Raw genomic sequence first — 19,332 nt, forward strand, 5'->3', positions numbered from 1 at the left:
CGAAGGAGATAATCAAAATGATGAACATGGAAAACGCCAAGGACCAGACCTACGGAGTCGAGATTGAGATGAACAACATCACCCGCAAGGAAGCGGCAAGGTTGGCAGCAGAGTTCTTCGGAACCGGCAGATACGAGGACACCGCCAGGCGGAACGGCTACTACACCTGGAGCGCCTGGATGGCGGACGGCAGGGAATGGAAGTTCCAGAAGGATGTGTCAATCGCCGGACCGGATTCCCAGAAATGCGAAATGGTCACCCCGATCCTGACCTACGCGGACATGGAAACCCTGCAGGAGCTGGTCAGAATCCTCCGCAAGGCCGGAGCCAAGAGTGATGCCACTCGCACGTGTGGAGTCCACATTCACATTGGCGCAAAGGGCCACACCCCGCAGACCCTCCGGAACCTGGCCAACATCATGGCAAGCCACGAGAGCCTGATTGCCGAAGCCCTGGACCTGGACAGCTACAGGATGCACCGCTACTGCAAAACAGTGGACCCCAAGTTCCTGGAGGTCCTCAACAAGAAGAAGCCCGACACCATGGCCAAGTTCGCAGACATCTGGTACGGCACTCAGGATGCGGACTATGGAAGGAACCATCATTACAATGAGTCGAGATACCATATGCTGAATTACCACGCAACCTTCACAAAAGGCACGGTCGAGTTTAGATTGTTTCAATTCGACGCACCTGCAGACGGCAAGCAGAACGGACTCCATGCGGGACGCTTAAAGGCATACATCCAGTTTTGCCTGGCCCTCAGCCAGATGGCGAAGGAAGTCAAGTTTGCCAGCGCCAAGCCCCAGCAGCACGAGAACCCCAAGTACGCGATGCGCACCTGGCTCCTGCGGTTAGGATTCATTGGCGACGAGTTCAAGACCGCACGAGAGGTCCTCACCAAGAGACTGAGCGGCGACGCAGCATTCAGAACCGCAAGATAAGGACATAGTTCCTTATCCTCCTACCTGGCCCGGGTTCGGGCCTTTAGGTGGTAGAAGGGTAAGGAAGTGTGCCCTTAGAAAGGAGACAAAGGATATGAAGTATTACTTAGCGTATGGAAGCAACCTCAACATCCGGCAGATGCAGATGCGATGCCCTGGAGCAAGGCCTGTGGGAACGATGGTTCTGAAAGGCTACGAGCTGCTCTTTAAGGGGAGCAAGACCGGCTCTTACCTGACCATCGAAAAGAAGCGGGGCGGCAAGGTCCCGGTGGGAATCTGGCAGGTGACCGAGCAGCACGAAAAGGCCCTGGACAAGTACGAGGGCTTCCCGGTTTTCTATTATAAGAAGGAGATTCCGATTACTGAGGGCAGGAAAGCCTTTGTGTATATCATGCACGAGGACAGACCCTTCGCCATTCCCAGCAAATTCTATGTGGATGTGTGCAGAATCGGTTATCAGGACTTCGGCTTTGATGAGACCTACCTTTTCAAAGCCCTCAAGAAAAGCAAGGAGGCGGCGCAGCTATGAAGACAGAGGAAACCATGAACCGAATCTGCCCGGTTTGCGGCAGGGAGTATCACGATGCCCCGGCATTGTCCCGGGTGGATAACACCACACTCATTTGCCCGGACTGTGGTACCCGGGAAGCGCTTTGCAGCATCGGGGTGGGGGAAGCCGAGCAGGAAGAAATCCTGGGCATCATCCACCGGGCGAGAAGGGGCGAAGATGCGTAAGCAGCTGATGGAAGGCTGAACCAGATCAGACAAAATGGCTCGTGGAGTGAAATGCTCTGCGGGCTTTTTTGATTACATCATTTTAAGGAGGATGCAATGACCAGAGCAGAAACATTGGAAAGAGCAAAGGTGTGTGTCTGCGGTGAGCGCGAGACCGACTACGGTTCCCCGGAGGATAACTTCAAGCGGATCGCCGAGCTTTGGAGCGCATACACCGGCCACACCTACACAGCCATTGATGTGGCCATGATGATGGCGCTGCTGAAGGTAGCACGGATCAAGGCCGGAGGGACGGACGATTCCTTCGTGGACCTTGCCGGATACGCCGCCTGTGGCGCAGAGATTTTCGGAGCGGCAAGCCCGGAAACGTAAGAGCAAGTACACAAGAATAAAAAAACTTTGGAGGTAAATTCAATGAAGAAAATCGTACCCCTTTTCCTGGCGATGGCCATTTTGATGGTCCTGTGTGTCTGCCTGACCGGCTGTGACGCCGTTGAGTACGCGACCACGGACACCGAGAAGCAGCAGGTGGTTCAGCAGACGCTGTCCTACAACCAGGCCACCCCCACGGACATCGACTATTCCCTGGAACGCTACAACCTGATCAAGCGAGCCTATTGGGTCAATGGTCAGCGGGAGAAAGCCATGACGCTGGCATGCCCTGTGGAGAAGCCCCTGGGATATATTGTACTGTTCTCCGAAAACGGTGCAGTCATCGGTCGCCATGTGGTGGATGGCAAGGTCACCAGCCTGAACAGCTACCTTTCCCCCGACAGTGAGTATTTTGAAATTTCCAGCGAATATACACGATACAATAACTGGCTTGCGGATGTGGATGGCAGCTACGGCGAGAATGACAGCGGTATCTTCTTCTTCACCACGGACGGCAATTACTACGAGTGGACCGGTACCTACCTGTATACCGATGTTCCCGTCCAGGTAGACAACCCCATCGTCTATGTGGAGGAAAAGGGTCATGAGTAAAGCAGAACGAGTTCTGGCGCTGCTCCTGGTGGCGCTGGTGGTTGCGGTGGGTGTATTCCTCGTCACCCCCGCTGGGGTCGCCCTCCGCAACGGTTACAACTTCGCGGTGCAGAAGGTGGACGATGCCACTCGCTATGAAACCCGGAAAAAGGTGGAGGACACCTGCCGGGCCATGATTGCGAACTACGAAGCAGACCGCATCTCCTACGAGCAGTATAAAGACAACCCCGACTCTGAAAAGCAGGGGTGGGCAGAACAGGCCAAGATGAGGGCAAACCGCACGGCGGCAAGTTACAACGAATATTATTTGAAGAACAGCTTTGTGTGGTCCGGCGCGGTTCCCTCTGATATCAAGGGCAGCCTTCCCTACCTGGAATAAGGTGTAAAAGGCGGCGATGCAGACCAGTCACGGGGTAGTTGAGACCCTTCTATCCCGTGGCTGTTCTGCTGTAAGATACACAAGAATCCGGGTAAATGATTGTGTGGTATTTCCCTCTATCTTGACTTGCTATATGTGCTTTTCAGAGCTAATATGCTACTACCGAAAGGGAAAACAGCCAAGAAAACGGAGGAAAATACAATGACAAGATTTGAAAAGGAACTGAGCGGAGCCCTTGGAGCCTTCTGGAAAAACAGCGCAGAGAAGGAGCTGGCTGGGATTCGGGCCGACCTGGAAAACGGCAAGATCACCATCGACGAGAACGGGGTGGCAAGGAACTGCATCGGGCGGGTCCTGATGAGCGACATGCTGGAAAAGCTCACCTACGTTACCGACAAGGTAAGCGTGGAAGCCACCATGGCGGCACGGGAGGACGAGGTTTCCAGAAGCCTTGCGGAGTACCGCAGGAACGCAAGACCGGCAAGCGCGGAAGAACTCCACGAGATGAGAGCAGCCTTTGGCGAAGGCCAGACGGTGGTGAACATCCTGACCGGCGAACGCTACAGCCTTTAAGATACACCCGGCAGATAAAGGAAAGGGCCTGACAAGAGCAGGTCTTTTCCTCTGTCTGTTGACAGATAACGAAGATCTTCACTTCCTGTGAGGGTCTTTTCTTTTACCCATTTTTCGGAGGAAGGAGGAATGCCCATATGGCAACCAGAGGAAGAAAGCCCACGCCCACCGCCATCAAGGAGCTGGAAGGGAATCCGGGGAAGCGGGCGCTCAATGACAAAGAGCCGAAGCCTGTGAAAAAAGCTCCTGCCTGTCCTAAGTGGCTGGAGGATGAAGCCAAGAAGGAGTGGCGGCGGCTTGCCAAGCAGATGGAGCAGCTTGGAATTCTCACCCAGGTGGACATGGCTGCTTTCGCCGGTTACTGCCAGGCCTATGCCCGGTGGAAGGAAGCTGAGGAATTCATCACCCAGCACGGTTCCATCGTCAAGACCCCTTCCGGCTACTGGCAGCAGGTACCGCAAGTCTCTATCGCGCAGACTTATCTGAAAATCATGAACAAGTTTGCGGAGCAGTTTGGCTTGACCCCTTCCTCCCGAAGCAGAATCATTGCTTCCAGTGAATCCAGCGGCAACGCTGTAGATGAAATGGAAGAGCTGCTGGGAGGTGGGAGCTGATGGCAGAAACCAGGCCGAAGAATTATCCGAAGCTCAAAAACTATGTGCCGTCCCGGTTCATGCTTCCCACATCCCATTACGATGCGGAGAAAGCCGACCGGGCTGTGCGGTTCATCGAAAACCTCCGGCACACGAAGGGCAAATGGGCTGGCAAACGGTTCTGGCTGCTCCCCTGGCAGGAGCAGATCGTCCGGGATGTATTCGGCATTGTGGACGAGAACGGAAACCGCCAGTTCCGTACCGCCTTTGTGGAGATCGGAAAGAAGAACGGCAAGTCCGAGCTGGCCGCTGCCATCGCCCTGTATCTGCTGTTCGCCGACAATGAACCCTCTGCGGAAGTCTACGGCGCTGCTGCGGACCGCCAACAGGCGTCCATCGTATTCGATGTGGCCAACCAGATGGTGCAGATGTCTCCGGCGCTGATGAAGCGCTGCAAGATCATGGCGGCGACCAAGCGCATCGTCAACTATTCCAATGCCGGTTTCTATCAGGTGCTTTCCGCTGAGGTAGGTACCAAACACGGCTTGAACGTATCCGGCCTTGTGCTGGACGAAGTACATGCCCAGCCGAACCGCAAGCTCTACGATGTCCTGACCAAGGGCTCCGGTGATGCCCGAGAGCAGCCCCTGTTCTTCCTGATCACCACAGCTGGTACGGATAAGGAGTCCATCTGCTACGAGCTCCACATGAAGGCCCTGGACATCTTAGCTGGCAGAAAGATCGACCACACCTTCTACCCGGTGGTGTATGGGCTGACCGATGACGATGACTGGACAGACGAGAAGAACTGGTACAAGGCCAATCCCTCCCTGGGCCAGACCATCAAGATTGAGCGTGTCCGGGAGATGTTCCAAGAGGCCCTGGATAACCCGGCAGAGGAGAACGTGTTCAAGCAGCTTCGTCTGAACATGTGGGTCGCATCCCTGACCCGGTTCATCCCGGAGCAGATTTATGACCTGGGCAACATCCCGATTGATATGGAAGCCTTAAAAGGCCGTGACTGTTATGCTGGTCTGGACCTATCCAGCACCGGTGACATCACGGCTTTTGTGCTGGTGTTTCCTCCGCGCACCGAGGACGAGAAATATATTGTCCTCCCGTTCTTCTGGATTCCAGAAGACACCATCCCCATTCGTGTGCGCAGGGCATCGGTTCCCTATGATGTCTGGCATCAGCAGGGCTACCTCATGGCCACCGAAGGCAACGTCATCCACTACGGTTTCATCGAGAAGTTTATCGAGGACCTGGGCAAACAGTACCACATCCTGGAGATCGCTTTTGACCGCTGGGGTGCGACCCAGATGGTGCAGGACCTGGAAGGCATGGGGTTTACTGTGGTGCCCTTCGGTCAGGGCTTTAAGGATATGAGCCCTCCCACCAAGGAGTTCTACAAGCTACTCATGGAAGGCAAGATCATCCACGGCGGCAATCCGGTCCTGCGGTGGATGGCTGGTAACGTTGTGGTGGACCGGGACCCGGCAGAGAACATCAAGCCCACCAAGGCCAAGTCGCCGGAGAAGATTGACGGCATCGTCGCCACCATCATGGCGCTTGACCGCTGCATCCGCAACCAGGGTCAGCAGGGAAGTGTATATGATGAACGCCCCCTGATCGTATTTTAGTGCTCTCAGAGCAGGAAGGAGAAAACAACAATGGGAATTCTCAGTGGTTTGTTTCGGACCCGCGACGGTCCCAAGAACGCCACATCCGGCAGTGCCTACAGCTTCTTCATGGGATCTTCCGCAGCCGGGAAAAGCGTAAATGAACGGTCCGCCATGCAGATGACGGCGGTGTACGCCTGTGTGCGTATCCTGTCGGAGTCGATTGCAGGACTTCCGCTGCACATGTACCGCTACGAGGACGATGGCAGCAAGACTAAGGCGGTGGAGCATCCGCTCTACCATCTGCTCCACGACGAGCCGAATCCCGAGATGACATCCTTCATCTTCCGGGAAACCCTCATGAGCCATTTGCTCCTGTGGGGCAACGCCTACGCGCAGATCATCCGAAACGGCAAGGGCGACATCATCGCGCTGTATCCATTGATGCCCAACCGCATGAAGGTGGAGCGGGATGCCAAGGGGCAGCTCTACTATGAGTACCAGACCATGAAAGAGGATGCTCCCACCATGAAGGGTGCGGTCTACCAGCTGTACCCCAATGAAGTCCTGCATGTACCGGGGCTTGGCTTTGACGGCCTTGTGGGTTACAGCCCCATCGCCATGGCAAAGAACGCCATCGGTCTTGCAATCGCAGCCGAGGAATATGGCAGTAAGTTCTACGCCAATGGTGCAGCACCCAGCGGTGTGTTGGAGCACCCCAACGTCCTGAAGGACCCCGCCAAGGTCCGCGATAGCTGGAATGCAGCGTTTGGCGGCAGCTCCAATGCCCACCGTGTGGCAGTCCTCGAAGAGGGGATGAAATACACCCCCATCTCCATCAGCCCCAACGAAGCCCAGTTCCTGGAAACCCGAAAGTTCCAGATCAATGAGATTGCTCGAATCTTCCGTGTGCCGCCCCATATGGTGGGTGACCTGGAGAAGTCGAGTTTTTCTAATATTGAACAGCAGAGTCTTGAGTTCGTGAAGTACACCCTCAATCCCTGGGTGTGCCGGTGGGAACAGGCTTTGCAGCGGGCGCTCCTTGACGATGACGAGAAGGGCAAGTACTTCTTCCGGTTCAACGTGGAAGGTCTGCTGCGCGGCGATTACCAGTCCCGCATGAACGGTTACGCCACAGCACGGCAGAACGGCTGGATGTCCGCCAACGACATCCGGGAGCTGGAAAACCTCGACCGCATCCCTGCGGAGCTGGGCGGTGATCTTTACCTGGTGAACGGCAACATGCTCCCCCTGTCTCAGGTGGAACAGAACAATGCCTATGCCAGTGGAGATAAATCTGAAACTTTGAAGAAGGAGGAAGAAACCGATGAAGAACAAGAAGTTCTGGAGGTGGACGAACCTGGCACCGGAAACCGGGCAGGAAGGCGAAGCCGAACGAGTCCTTGAGCTCTACGGCACGATTGCCGAGGAATCCTGGTTTGACGATGATGTCACCCCACAGATGTTCCGGGAGGAGCTTTTTGCGGGGAACGGCCCGGTGACCATCTGGCTCAACAGCCCCGGTGGTGACTGCATTGCAGCCAGCCAGATCTACTCCATGCTGATGGACTACACTGGCAATGTGACGGTCAAGATCGATGGCATTGCGGCATCCGCTGCATCTGTGATCGCCATGGCCGGTACCACGGTGCTCATGGCCCCGACTGCGCTCATGATGATTCACAATCCCATGACCGTGGCCTTTGGAGACACCGCAGAGATGCAGAAGGCCATCGACATGCTGGATGAGGTGAAGGAGTCCATCGTCAACGCCTATGAAATCAAGACCGGCATGAGCCGCGCCAAGATTTCCCACCTCATGGATTCGGAGACATGGATGAATGCCAACAGGGCCATCGAGCTGGGTTTCGCCGATGACATTTTGGAGGACAAAAAGAAGAAGTGCGCCACGGATGACGTGGCTTTTTCTTTTGCCGCAAAGTCTTCTGAGATGCGTCTTTGGAACAAGCTGGAGGGCAAGTTCAAAACCAAACCTGTGGCAAATTCTGAACCCGAGCCCAAGGAACCTGCGCAGCAGACCCCTGTGGCGAACCCCGCATCCGACCCCGAACCCAAACCCGAAGACAAGCCGGTCACTCAGGAGTGCCCTCTGACTCCGGCTGAAGAAGAACAGGGCGCAAACATCGCCGATCTCATGAAGAGATTGAGCCTTTTGAAATAATACGGAGGTATTGATTATGGCAAAGAACAAGATTAACGAGCTGCGTGCGCAGCGTGCCAAGACCTGGGAGTCCGCGAAGGCTTTCCTGGATTCCCACCGCAACGACAAGGGTATCCTCTCCGCTGAGGACACCCACACCTACGAGCAGATGGAGCAGGAGATTGTGGACCTGGGCCACGAGATTGAGCGCCAGGAGCGTCTGGATGCCATGGAGCGTGAGATGGCCCTGCCTGTGAACACCCCCATCACCGGAAAGCCTCAGAATCCCCATGGTGAGGAGAAGACCGGTCGTGCTTCCGATGAGTACAAGAAGAACTTCTGGAATGCCATGCGCATGAAGAATCCTGACCGTGCCATCGTGAATGCCCTTCAGATCGGTACCGACTCCGAAGGCGGCTATCTGGTCCCTGACGAGTTCGAGCGCACCCTGGTGTCCGGCCTGTCCGAGAACAACATCTTCCGTACCCTGGCCCATGTGATCCAGACCACTTCCGGCGACCGCAAGATCCCTGTTGTGGCTTCCCACGGTTCCGCTTCCTGGGTGGATGAGGAAGGCTCCTACAAGGAATCCGATGAGGCTTTCTCCCAGATCACCATCGGTGCTTACAAGCTGGGCACCATGATCAAGGTCTCCGAGGAGCTGCTCAACGACTCCATCTTCGATATCCAGTCCTACCTGGCTACCGAGTTTGCCCGTCGTATCGGCAATGCGGAGGAAGAGGCGTTCATCACCGGCAACGGCACCGGCAAGCCTACCGGTTTCCTGAGCTCCGCAGAGCTGGGTGTGACCGCAGCTGGCGACAAGGCCATCACTGCCGATGAGCTCATCGACCTCTACCACAGTCTGGCGGTTCCTTACCGTGGCAAGGCCGTGTGGATGCTCAACGACTCCACCGTCCAGTTCATCCGTAAGCTGAAGGACAACAACGGCCAGTACCTGTGGCAGCCTGGTCTGGTCGCAGGTGCGCCTGACACCATCTTGGGCCGTCCCGTGAAGGTATCCCGCTATATGCCTTCCCTGGCTGCGGGGAATAAGGCCATCGCCTTTGGCGACTTCTCCTACTACTGGATCGCCGACCGTCAGGGTCGTTCCTTCCGTCGTCTGGATGAGCTGTTCGCTGTCAACGGCCAGGTGGGCTTCCGTGGCTCCCAGCGTGTGGACGGCAAGCTGATCCTGCCGGAAGCCATCAAGGTGCTGCAGATGAAGGGCGCTGCGGGCTGATTGTAACAGGTAGACCCATGGGTGGCCTCTTAACCGGGGCCACCTTCCTTTATTGGAGGTAGAGAACGATGCTGATCACACTGGAGGAAGCAAAACAGTATCTGAGGGTGGATTCCGCATCTGAGGATACCCTGATCCAAAGCCTCCTGGAATCTGCGGAAAGCATCTGCATGGATGTGGCACGTAAGGAAGCAACCGAGGAGATGGAAGAAAAGCCCACCATGAGGGCGGCTGTGTTTTATGCCCTGGCTTATCTATATGAGCACAGGGAAGAAGCCGACCACAAGGAGCTGATCCGGACACTCCGGGCAATCCTGTCTCCCATCCGTGAGAGCAGGTTTTAAGGAGGGCGCATGAAGATCGGGAGAATGAACGAGCGCATCACCTTCCAGAAAAACGAGATCGTGACGGACCAGTATAAAAACCGTGTGCCGGTCTGGTCGGATTACTTCTCCTGCTGGGCATACGCAAGCACCTATACCGTGAGCGAGGATGGGGATGTGGTGGTTTCCGAAGAAGAAAGCATTACGTTCCAGGTGCGGTACTGCCCGGAACTGGCAGCAGTCACATCCACCGGTTATCGCATCCTTTTCCACGATACTGTGTACAACATTCGGTCGGTGGATCGGATGAACTACCAGAAGCAGGAAATCCGGTTTGCCTGCAGGAAGGAGAAGCGATGAGTAGGAATGTGTCGGTGGATCAGATGGAAGAGGCGATTGGGGAGGAACTGGAAAAGTACCGGGACCTCGCAGCGGACGAGCTGAAGAAGGCTGTGAAAAAGGCCGGACGGACCGCCAAGTCCGACATCAACGATTCCGCGCCTGTGCGGACCGGCAAATACGCCAAGTCCTGGAAGACCAAGGTGACCGCAGAGGATTCCCAGCGCATCCAGGTGACCGTCTACTCTCCCTCCCGATACATGATCGCGCACCTTTTGGAGAATGGTCATGCCAAACGAGGCGGGGGCAGAGTGAGGGCGATTCCCCATATCAAACCTGCGGAGGAGCACGCGGAAGAAGTGCTCTTAAGAGATATCGAAAAAGCACTGGGAGGGTGATGCCATGACCTATGAAGAGGTAGTAAACATGGCGGAGGAGACGGGGCTTCCGGTGGCCTATGACCACTTTGCAGAAGGAGAAAGCCCAGACCCTCCGTTCCTTGTATTCCTGTTTCCGTCCTCGGATAACTTTTCCGCTGACGGTCAGGTCTATGCCAAGATCAACGCACTCCATTTTGAGCTGTACACAGACAAGAAGGAGCCGGAGATCGAGGCGAAGGTGGAAGCCGTGCTGGACCAGCGCGGTATTTTTTATGACAAGAGCGAAGTATGGATCGCCGATGAGCGGCTCTACGAGGTGCTCTACACGATGGAGGTATTAAGCGATGAATAAGATCAAGTACAACCTGAAAAATGTGCATGCGGCGATCCAGACCCACACCGAGGACGGCGGCTATTCCTATGAAACGCCTGTGGCCATTCCCGGCGCAGTGAGCCTGTCCCTGGATGCACAGGGCGAAACCAGTCCTTTCTATGCGGATGGTATCGTGTATTTCCGTACCGTGTCCAACAACGGCTATTCCGGTGACCTGGAGATCGCGTTGATTCCCGATTGGTTCCGCGAGAAGGTTCTCAAGGAGCTGAAGGACAACAACGGTGTGCTGGTGGAGACCGACACGGATATCGAGCCGGTGTATTTCGCCCTGCTCTTTGAGTTCGACGGCGATAAGAAGGCCATCCGACATGTCATGTACAACTGCTCCGTGTCCTCCCGTCCGACCGTGGACAGTAAGACCAAAGAGGGCAGCATTGAGCCTGGCACGGAGACCCTGTCCCTGGCTGCGGATGCCCGTGAGGACGGACTCATCAAGGCGCGTACCGGTGCGGACACCAAGGAGACCACCTATAAGGACTGGTACAAGACGGTGTATGTCCCGGATGTGACCGCTGAGCCCCAGGGCTAAAAGGAGGTAAGACCATATGCTGAAGAAGACTGTCAAAGTAGGTGAGCAGGAAGTCACCTTCAAGAGTTCTGCGGCGATCCCGCGCATGTACCGCATCAAGTTCAAGCGGGACATCTTCAAGGACCTGACCAAACTGGAAAAGTCCTACAAGGACAAGGACGATGGCACCAAGGAGCTGGAGATCGAGGATTTGGAAATCTTCGAGAACGTGGCCTATATCATGGCCCTTCATGCGGACCCCAGCACCCCTGCTTCCATTGACGAGTGGCTGGATCAGTTCGAGATGTTCTCCATCTACGAGGTCCTGCCGGAAATCCTGGAGCTGTGGGGCAGTAACCTGTTCACCGATGTGAAGTCCGCAAAAAACTGAGAGAGACCGAGCGTGAATTAACGACACCGCTTTTCCTGCTGCGGTGTATGGAGGTTGGGATATCCATTCCGGATCTTGACCTCCTCACGATCGGTCTTGTGCTGGACATCTGGACAGAGAAGGGGAATGACAGCGTGGAATACGCGACCCTTGCAACGCAGGACGATTTCGACCGCTGGTGATGGGATATCCACACCTTTTCTCATGGAAATGCAGTGTTTCTGCGGCTTTGTGGGAAGGGTGTGGATACCATCCTCACGAATACTCCGCCATGAATCATCAGAAGTTGTCGGGGGGAGAAAAATGACAAAAGACCGCCTGCTGATAAAAATGCAGAAATCCGCAAAAATTTCAGTAGAACAATTGATATCTGAGTGAAAATATGGTATACTAATAGTGCTATTGAGAAAAATGCGGAAAACCGCAAATATTTCAGCAGGAGGTAAGTATGGAGTACGAACGCAAACAATACCTCGAACAATTGATTAAGAAGAAAGATAACGGACGTGTGAAAGTGATCACGGGTCTTCGAAGAAGTGGGAAATCCTATCTTCTGTTTAATCTGTTTCGCAGTAACCTGATGGAATCAGGAGTAGGAGAAGACCAAATCATCGCTCTTGCTCTCGATGAAATCGATAATGCAAAATACAGAAATCCATTTGAACTGAACCAATATGTAAAGGAACGCATCTTGGACAAAACCAAGCGCTATTATATTTTCCTGGATGAAATACAGTTTGTTTCTACTGTTCCAAACCCCTATGTGGATGACCCGGAGGCAAAGCTGACATTCATTGATGTTGTGCTAGGGCTCATGAAGATTCCGAATGCGGATGTGTATGTCACGGGAAGCAATTCAAAAATGCTGTCTTCGGATATACTCACGCAGTTCCGTGATCGAGGGGACGAGATTAAAGTCTATCCGCTCTCGTATCAAGAGTTCTATGAACACTATGATGGAGACAAACGTGGTGCGTGGCGCGACTACTACACCTATGGTGGCATGCCCCTGGTGTGGACCCTTGAAACGCATGAGGAAAGAAGCCGATATTTGAGAGACTTGTTTTCACGCACCTACATCAAGGATGTGCTGGAACGCAATAAGATCAAAAAGGATGAAGAAGTTCTGGAAATCCTCCTGAACATTCTTGCTTCAGCGGTTGGCTCTCTCACGAACCCTACCAAGCTGTCAAACACATTTCACACGGAACGACACATCGAAATATCTCCCGGTACCATCGACAGCTACATTGGCTTTTTCATGAACGCCTACCTGATTCAAAAAGCTGAACGCTATGATGTGAAAGGGAGGAAATATATCAGGACTCCTGTCAAGTATTATTACTCTGACCCTGGATTGCGTAATGCTCGTCTTGGATTTCGGCAGATTGAAGAAACCCATCTGATGGAAAATGTGCTGTACAATGATCTGATCCGAAGAGGATACGATGTTGATGTCGGCGTGGTTGAGCAGCATGCCGTGGAGCCGGATGGCAAAAAGGTACGGAAACAGCTGGAAGTAGACTTTGTGGTCAACAGAGGAGACGAACGCTGTTATATTCAATCGGCGCTCTCTATTGATGACCCGGATAAGAAAGCACAGGAAATCGCGTCCTTAATCCGCATTCCGGATTCTTTCCGAAAGATTGTAGTGGTAAAAGACTATATGAAACCGTGGCGAGATGAGAATGGTATTCAGTATGTAGGAGTGGAGCAATTCCTACTGGATGAAGACTTTCTTACCCACTAAACAATAACCCAAGCAGACCTCGCTGGAAATCAGCGGGGTTTTCTTATTCACTGAACTAGCACTTTTATGCAGCGAAACGCATAAGGTGCTTTTTTTGTGCCCTAAGAAAGATACTGAGAAAAATGCGGAAATCCGCAAAAGTTTCAGTAGCATGAATTTTTTTGAATCATCAGAAAGGGGGAGCAAAATGGCTTCAAGGATCGCCGGTATTACCGTTGAGATTGGCGGCAACGTCGGACCTTTGTCGAAGGCCCTCGAATCCGTCAATAAGGTCATCAAAAATACCCAGACACAGCTGAAAGATGTGGAGCGCCTCTTAAAGCTGGACCCGACCAATACCCAACTGCTCACCCAGAAGCAGGCGCTCTTGAAAGACTCCATCTCCGCAACCAAGGAAAAGCTGGAGGCACTCAAAACCGCCCAGGAACAGGCAAAGGCCCAGATGGAAAACGGTGATCTGGGCAAGGACAAGTACGATGCCCTGCAGCGGGAGATTATCGCAACCGAGCAGGAACTGGAACGCCTGGCCAAGGAAGCCGCCAACGCCAATGCCGCGCTGAACAAGCTGGACAGTGTGGGTCAGACCTTAGAGAATGTGGGCAACAAGATGGCCGGGGTGGGCAAAACGCTGACCACCAATGTGACAGCACCCATTGTTGCTATCGGCGCTGCCGCAGTCAAGACCACCGCAGACTTCGATGCCCAGATGAGCAAGGTTCAGGCCATTTCCGGTGCCACCGGGGATGAGTTCGATGACCTTCGGGAAAAGGCCCGTGAGATGGGCGCAAAGACCAAGTTCTCCGCTTCCGAAGCCGGTGCGGCCTTTGAGTACATGGCCATGGCCGGTTGGAAAACCGGGGACATGCTGGATGGTATCGAAGGCATTATGAGCCTGGCTGCGGCATCCGGTGAGGACATGGCGACCACCTCGGATATCGTGACCGATGCCCTGACCGCCTTTGGCTTATCCGCTAAGGACTCCGGGCATTTTGCAGATATATTGGCATCGGCATCCTCCAACGCCAACACCAATGTGTCCATGATGGGCGAAACCTTCAAGTACGCTGCGCCTATCGCGGGTGCTCTGGGATACACGGCGGAGGATACAGCTCTTGCCATCGGTCTGATGGCCAATGCCGGTATCAAGTCCACCCAGGCTGGTACCTCGCTGCGTTCCATCATGACCAACCTGACTGGGGATATCAAGATCGCCGGAGCCGCGATTGGCGAGGTGACCATCGCAACGACCAATGCAGACGGCTCCATGCGCAGCTTTAATGACATCATCATGGATTGCCGGGATGCGTTCTCCAAGCTGTCCGAATCCGAGAAGGCCAATACCGCAGAAGCCCTGGTGGGTAAGAACGCCATGTCCGGCTTCCTTGCCATCATGAACGCTTCGGAAGCGGATGTGAATAAACTCGCTACTGCCATTGATAACTGTGATGGCTCCGCAGAGCAGATGGCGGCGACCATGCAGGATAACCTCAATGGCCAGATCACGATTCTCAAATCTGCCCTGCAGGAGCTTGCCATCCAGATCGGTGATGCCCTGATGCCTACCGTCCGCAGCATTGTGGCGAAGGTGCAGGAGTTCGTAGAAAAGCTACAACAGATGGATGAGGGAACCCGAAACACCATCCTCAAGATTGCGGCCTTTGCGGCGGCTATCGGTCCGGTGCTCCTTGTGGTCGGTAAGCTCACAAGCGGTGTCGGGTCGGCCATGCAGTCGATTGCATCCATGGGCAAAGGTATCCTTACCTTTGTAAATCAGGCCAAGCTGGGTGTGGGTGCGGGAGGACAGCTTGCATCCGCGATTGCCGCCATTGGTCCTGTGGGATGGGCAATCATCGCGGTGGTTGCGGCTCTGACTGCGGCTTTCGTTTCCCTTTGGAAGAACAACGAGGAATTCCGCAACAACATCATCGCCATCTGGGAGGGCATCAAGGCCAAGTTTGAAGCCTTCGGACAGGCCATCACGGATCGGCTCAATGCCCTGGGCTTTGATTTTGAGAATTTCACCGAGGTGCTGAAAGCCGTGTGGGATGGCTTCTGTGCGGTGCTGGCTCCGGTCTTTGAGACGGCCTTCAACTATATCTCGGTGGTGCTTGGCGCTGTGCTGGATGTTCTGGTGGGGCTGTTTGATGTGTTCGCTGGCATCTTCACCGGCAACTGGGATCAGGCGTGGAACGGTGTGAAGGAGGTGTTCTCCGGCTACTGGGAGGGCATCAAGGGTGCTTTTTCCGTGGTTCTGGATGGGCTTAAGAATCTGGCGGATGTGTTCCTGGGCTGGTTTGGCACCGACTGGGATACCGTTTGGAGCGGCATCAAGGAGTTCTTTGTGAACACCTGGAACACCATCAAGCAGTTCTTCTCGGACACCTGGAACGGCATCAAGGAGACCTTCACCTCGGTGTGGACGGCCATCTCTGATACCGTTTCTTCCGTATGGGAGACCATTAAGAACGTGGTGCAGGTTGGAATCCTGTTCATCCAGGAGCTGTTCTCTGCGGCATTCCAGATTCTGACCGTTCCGTTCCAGTTCATTTGGCAGAACTGCAAGGATGCGGTGACCGAAGCCTGGGAGACCATCAAATCCAAGGTGTCTGCGGCAATCGAAGCCATCAAGACCACCCTGGAAACGGTATGGACCGCCATCTGGACGGTGCTTTCTCCCATTATCGAAACCATCAAGACCGGGATTTCCACGGCATGGGAGAACATCAAGACCACGGTGACCACCATTGCGGATGGCATCAAGAATGCCCTGAGTACCGCATGGAACGCCATCAAGTCCATCATTACCCCCATTGTGGATGGCATCAAGACCGGTGTGACTACCGCATGGAATACCATGAAAACCACGATCAGCAGCGTGATGGACGGCATCAAGACCAAGGTATCCTCCGTGTGGGATGGAATCAAATCCACTGTCAGCAGTGCTGTGGACTCCGTGAAGAACGGAATCAGCAACGGCTTCAATGCCGCAAAATCCACGGTTTCCAATATCTTCGGGAGCATCAAGACCAGCATCTCCAATGCCATGAGCAACGCAAAGAATGCGGTGTCCAATGCCATCTCGGCCATCAAGAGCAAGTTCAACTTCTCCTGGTCGCTGCCGAAGCTGAAACTGCCCCACATCTCCATTTCGGGTAAGTTCTCCATCAACCCGCCTTCCGTGCCGCACTTCTCCATCAGCTGGTACAAGAAGGCTATGGAAGACGGCATGATCCTGAACGCTCCGACCATCTTTGGTATGAAGGGCAATCAGCTTCTTGCCGGTGGTGAAGCAGGAAGTGAGACAGTCGTTGGCACCCAGAGCCTGATGGAGATGATCCGAAACGCGGTGGCTTCCATGGCAGGAGGCACGACCATCAACTACGGCGGTGTGAACATCAACGTCTACGCCAAGGAAAACCAGGACATCCGGGCTTTGGCAGACGAGATCGAATACCGCATCAACAATAACGTGATGAGAAGAAAGGCGGCGATGGGAACGTGAGACATGAATTCATCTACAACGGGATGAACTCCCGTGACTATGGCCTGAGGATTTCCGGCGAAGATACCTGGACCCGTCCCCAGCCGGATGTGACCAGGATTTCTGTTCCGGGCAGGAATGGCGACCTCATTCAGCTTGGGAACCGGTATCAGAACCTGGACATCACCTACCATTGCGGTATCGTGAAAAATCTGCGCACCAACTTCGACGCCTTCAATGCAAAACTGCTTTCCGAACCCGGGTACCACAGACTTGAGGACAGCTATCATCCGGAGTATTTCCGTATGGCTGTCTTTGAGTCCGCCTTGGACCCGGATGTGAAGAAGCGGGCGCTGGTGGGAGAAGTGGACATCAAGTTCAACTGCAAGCCCCAGCTGTTTCTGAAGTCCGGGGAGATCGAGCAGACGGTGATGAATGGCGGATATATTTACAACCCCACGCCATACACCGCTGCTCCCACCTTGCGGTTCAAGTTCCCGGATTCTGAAGAAGGCGGCAGTATCACGATAAATGGTGTGACCATCTCTGTACAGAAACCCGGTTCCGGTGAGGACTTCATCATCGACTGTGACCGTCAGGATATTTATCTGCGTGGAGGACGGGTCAATAAGAATAACGACTTTGTCCTGAGCAACGGAGAGTTCTTCGAGCTGAAACCAGGCAGAAACCTGGTGCAATGCACAGGACTGTATCTGAACCGTGTGTGGATCACACCCAACTGGTGGACGGTATAAAAGCGTATCTTTTTTGTGAACGATCTGTCGTATAGCTTGATAATTCTATTAACAAGTGGTATAATATAAATACTAACAGATGTTAAGAGGATAGAGCTATGAAAGACCTGATTAAAACAATCCGTACAAAACTAAATCTGAACCAGGAACAACTGGCTTCCTTGATGGGTGTCTCGCCGGTAACAGTCAACCGCTGGGAAAACGGAAAAGCCAAACCCAGCTTGATGGCACAAAAGCAGCTGTACGAGATATGCGTGGGCCATCAACTGGATTTGGCAGAGTACATTGTGGAAAGAGAACAAGCAGATGAAAACCAGCATGTGCTGTATCATGCTTCCCGCTTTGGAATTTCAGGCAGCATTCAGCCAATCAGCCGCAGCAGGTGTGATTTTGGCAGGGGCTTTTATATGGGAACAGACCCGATCCAGCCGCTGACACTCGTCTGCAATGAGAAGAATCCCGTATTCTATACCCTGGAATTCAATATGGAAAACCTCCGGGTTCTGGATGTGGAGATGGGACTTGATTGGGCGATGCTGATTGCTTATTATCGTGGATATATGGATGGCGAAGCGGGCAACATGATTTATGAGAAATATGCCCACATGGCAGACGGATATGATGTGATCATCGGGTACATTGCGAACGACAGAATGTATCAGGTGCTGACCGACTTTTTTGAACGTCGAATTACGGATACAGCCTTGATAGGCTCTCTTTCTGCATTGAAATTGGGCAGACAGTATGTGGCGATCACAGAAAAGGCCTGTGATCAGATTAGAATCATCAAAGAACGCCCCCTGCAGAAGCTGGACCTTATGATTCTGAAAGACAGAAGTGTGGTGCGGAGAAAAGAAGGTATCGCGCTTGCGGATCGTATCGTCACAGAACACCGGCGTGATGGGCGTTATTTTGATGAGATATTGCGAGGTGATGCGTTATGACGGATAAAGTATTAAGGCGTTCCCTATCGGAAATGCAGGGAGCCCTTTTTGAAATGAGCGGCGTGGAAGGATACGACAGCGAGACATTCATCCGGGTCTTTATGCACTCTAAGATCTCAGAAGGTCTGGACAGTGATTTTGACTATACCCAGTGGGCCGGGAAAGAGTATATCATGGAACGGATGAAGGAAGAGTATCCGGAAGGCTTTTCAAAACAAGGGATTGTTTTCGACAGCGAAACACTTTACTGGGCCGGGTATTTGTACCGTTACTGGCACTTCTATACCGGCGAATCAAGCAAAGTAATCTACAAGCAGGCGGACGCACAAACCGTCAACGCTATGTACTATGGATATCACACGCTCGATATCGAAATGGCCATCGACCGTTTGAAAGAAGCGAAAAAGAAATAACATGATTTTCACAGAAGCATCTTGGAAATTCCAGGGTGCTTTTTTCATGTCTTGAAATCATGCTGAGAAAAATGCGGGAATCCGCAAAAATTTCAGCAGAAAAAAGTCACCATTGTAAATACCGAGCTGAACAAGCTGGACAGTTTGGCTCATTTTTTCCTGCGCCCTCTCAAGTCAGAAAGCGCCTCAGAAAAAGGCCGTGTATTGCCCTCCTGGATATCTTTCAAACCGCGTTCGAGGCTTGTATAAAGTTCAAATCTTGCGGTGATCTTTTCATAAGCCTCGATACTCATGACGGCAAGATCCCCTTTGCCGTTTTTCGTAATGAATATCGGCTCTCCGTAAGTGTGGCACAGAGTAGAAATGCTGTCGTAGTCATTTCCCAAGTCTGTGTTGGATTTGATAATCGGCATAACGCTC

Annotated in this window: 24 protein-coding genes; 23 read left to right on the forward strand and 1 reads right to left on the reverse strand. The window is 53.4% G+C overall.

Translation table 11 applies throughout. From position 1 onward, the window contains the following. The first annotated feature begins 17 nt into the window (after window positions 1-17). The 23 genes from ACQRCC_RS11880 (at window position 18) to ACQRCC_RS11990 (ending at window position 18,912) form a co-directional block, all read left to right on the forward strand. Window positions 18-944, forward strand: a complete 927-nt coding sequence (locus ACQRCC_RS11880; protein WP_427850994.1) for an amidoligase family protein — start codon at window positions 18-20, stop codon at window positions 942-944. A gap of 94 nt (window positions 945-1,038) precedes the next feature. Beyond that, window positions 1,039-1,473, forward strand: coding sequence for a gamma-glutamylcyclotransferase family protein (locus tag ACQRCC_RS11885; RefSeq protein WP_427850995.1), 435 nt, complete (start codon window positions 1,039-1,041; stop codon window positions 1,471-1,473). Then, a complete protein-coding gene (locus ACQRCC_RS11890; protein WP_427850996.1) occupies window positions 1,470-1,679 on the forward strand; it encodes a hypothetical protein in 210 nt (69 codons plus the stop codon). Before ACQRCC_RS11885 ends, ACQRCC_RS11890 begins: the two co-directional genes overlap by 4 nt. Window positions 1,680-1,775: 96 nt before the next feature. Then, complete coding sequence (locus tag ACQRCC_RS11895) at window positions 1,776-2,051, forward strand: DUF6378 domain-containing protein (protein ID WP_427850997.1); 276 nt, start codon at window positions 1,776-1,778, stop codon at window positions 2,049-2,051. 42 nt (window positions 2,052-2,093) lie between these two features. Next, complete coding sequence (locus ACQRCC_RS11900) at window positions 2,094-2,663, forward strand: hypothetical protein (RefSeq protein ID WP_427850998.1); 570 nt, start codon at window positions 2,094-2,096, stop codon at window positions 2,661-2,663. Continuing rightward, the gene (locus ACQRCC_RS11905) at window positions 2,656-3,042 is read left to right on the forward strand and encodes a hypothetical protein (protein ID WP_427850999.1); all 387 of its coding nucleotides are present in this window, start codon (window positions 2,656-2,658) and stop codon (window positions 3,040-3,042) included. Before ACQRCC_RS11900 ends, ACQRCC_RS11905 begins: the two co-directional genes overlap by 8 nt. A 201-nt stretch (window positions 3,043-3,243) precedes the next feature. After that, window positions 3,244-3,615: a hypothetical protein gene (locus tag ACQRCC_RS11910; protein ID WP_427851000.1), complete on the forward strand. Its 372-nt coding sequence runs from the start codon at window positions 3,244-3,246 to the stop codon at window positions 3,613-3,615. A gap of 137 nt (window positions 3,616-3,752) precedes the next feature. Continuing rightward, window positions 3,753-4,229 carry a phage terminase small subunit P27 family gene (locus ACQRCC_RS11915; RefSeq protein ID WP_427851001.1) on the forward strand — a complete coding sequence of 159 codons (477 nt, stop codon included), beginning with the start codon at window positions 3,753-3,755 and terminating at the stop codon, window positions 4,227-4,229. A gap of 59 nt (window positions 4,230-4,288) precedes the next feature. Further along, on the forward strand, window positions 4,289-5,851 hold the full coding sequence (locus ACQRCC_RS11920; RefSeq protein ID WP_427851017.1) for a terminase large subunit: 1,563 nt from the start codon (window positions 4,289-4,291) through the stop codon (window positions 5,849-5,851). A 30-nt stretch (window positions 5,852-5,881) separates the two neighbouring features. Continuing rightward, a complete protein-coding gene (locus ACQRCC_RS11925; RefSeq protein WP_427851002.1) occupies window positions 5,882-7,237 on the forward strand; it encodes a phage portal protein in 1,356 nt (451 codons plus the stop codon). After that, window positions 7,158-8,012, forward strand: coding sequence for a head maturation protease, ClpP-related (locus ACQRCC_RS11930; RefSeq protein WP_427851003.1), 855 nt, complete (start codon window positions 7,158-7,160; stop codon window positions 8,010-8,012). Before ACQRCC_RS11925 ends, ACQRCC_RS11930 begins: the two co-directional genes overlap by 80 nt. Window positions 8,013-8,028: 16 nt before the next feature. Beyond that, entirely contained in the window at window positions 8,029-9,234 is a 1,206-nt protein-coding gene (locus tag ACQRCC_RS11935) for a phage major capsid protein (RefSeq protein ID WP_427851004.1), read from the forward strand. A gap of 68 nt (window positions 9,235-9,302) precedes the next feature. Then, window positions 9,303-9,578 (forward strand): head-tail connector protein, encoded by a 276-nt coding sequence (locus tag ACQRCC_RS11940; protein ID WP_427851005.1) that lies wholly within the window; start codon window positions 9,303-9,305, stop codon window positions 9,576-9,578. Window positions 9,579-9,587: 9 nt separating this feature from the next. Beyond that, a complete protein-coding gene (locus tag ACQRCC_RS11945) occupies window positions 9,588-9,917 on the forward strand; it encodes a phage head closure protein (protein WP_427851006.1) in 330 nt (109 codons plus the stop codon). Further along, window positions 9,914-10,294, forward strand: coding sequence for an HK97 gp10 family phage protein (locus ACQRCC_RS11950; protein ID WP_427851007.1), 381 nt, complete (start codon window positions 9,914-9,916; stop codon window positions 10,292-10,294). Before ACQRCC_RS11945 ends, ACQRCC_RS11950 begins: the two co-directional genes overlap by 4 nt. A gap of 4 nt (window positions 10,295-10,298) precedes the next feature. Further along, the gene (locus tag ACQRCC_RS11955; protein ID WP_427851008.1) at window positions 10,299-10,628 is read left to right on the forward strand and encodes a hypothetical protein; all 330 of its coding nucleotides are present in this window, start codon (window positions 10,299-10,301) and stop codon (window positions 10,626-10,628) included. Further along, a complete protein-coding gene (locus ACQRCC_RS11960) occupies window positions 10,621-11,199 on the forward strand; it encodes a major tail protein (protein ID WP_427851009.1) in 579 nt (192 codons plus the stop codon). The genes ACQRCC_RS11955 and ACQRCC_RS11960 overlap by 8 nt, the downstream gene beginning before the upstream one ends. Before the next feature lie 16 nt (window positions 11,200-11,215). Next, window positions 11,216-11,569 carry a hypothetical protein gene (locus ACQRCC_RS11965; RefSeq protein WP_427851010.1) on the forward strand — a complete coding sequence of 118 codons (354 nt, stop codon included), beginning with the start codon at window positions 11,216-11,218 and terminating at the stop codon, window positions 11,567-11,569. 448 nt (window positions 11,570-12,017) lie between these two features. Continuing rightward, window positions 12,018-13,319, forward strand: a complete 1,302-nt coding sequence (locus ACQRCC_RS11970; protein ID WP_427851011.1) for an ATP-binding protein — start codon at window positions 12,018-12,020, stop codon at window positions 13,317-13,319. Between the two features lie 187 nt (window positions 13,320-13,506). Continuing rightward, complete coding sequence (locus ACQRCC_RS11975) at window positions 13,507-16,821, forward strand: phage tail tape measure protein (protein WP_427851012.1); 3,315 nt, start codon at window positions 13,507-13,509, stop codon at window positions 16,819-16,821. Continuing rightward, entirely contained in the window at window positions 16,818-17,555 is a 738-nt protein-coding gene (locus ACQRCC_RS11980) for a hypothetical protein (RefSeq protein WP_427851013.1), read from the forward strand. Before ACQRCC_RS11975 ends, ACQRCC_RS11980 begins: the two co-directional genes overlap by 4 nt. A gap of 98 nt (window positions 17,556-17,653) precedes the next feature. Continuing rightward, on the forward strand, window positions 17,654-18,499 hold the full coding sequence (locus ACQRCC_RS11985; RefSeq protein ID WP_427851014.1) for a DUF3990 domain-containing protein: 846 nt from the start codon (window positions 17,654-17,656) through the stop codon (window positions 18,497-18,499). After that, window positions 18,496-18,912, forward strand: coding sequence for a hypothetical protein (locus ACQRCC_RS11990; RefSeq protein ID WP_427851015.1), 417 nt, complete (start codon window positions 18,496-18,498; stop codon window positions 18,910-18,912). The genes ACQRCC_RS11985 and ACQRCC_RS11990 overlap by 4 nt, the downstream gene beginning before the upstream one ends. A gap of 149 nt (window positions 18,913-19,061) precedes the next feature. Here the strand turns inward: ACQRCC_RS11990 and ACQRCC_RS11995 are convergent. Beyond that, window positions 19,062-19,332: type II toxin-antitoxin system prevent-host-death family antitoxin (locus ACQRCC_RS11995; RefSeq protein ID WP_427851016.1), on the reverse strand; the 271-nt coding region annotated here is incomplete at its 5' end.

This window comes from Sporofaciens sp. SGI.106, assembly GCF_050314255.1.
Classification (GTDB): Bacteria; Bacillota; Clostridia; order Lachnospirales; family Lachnospiraceae; genus Claveliimonas.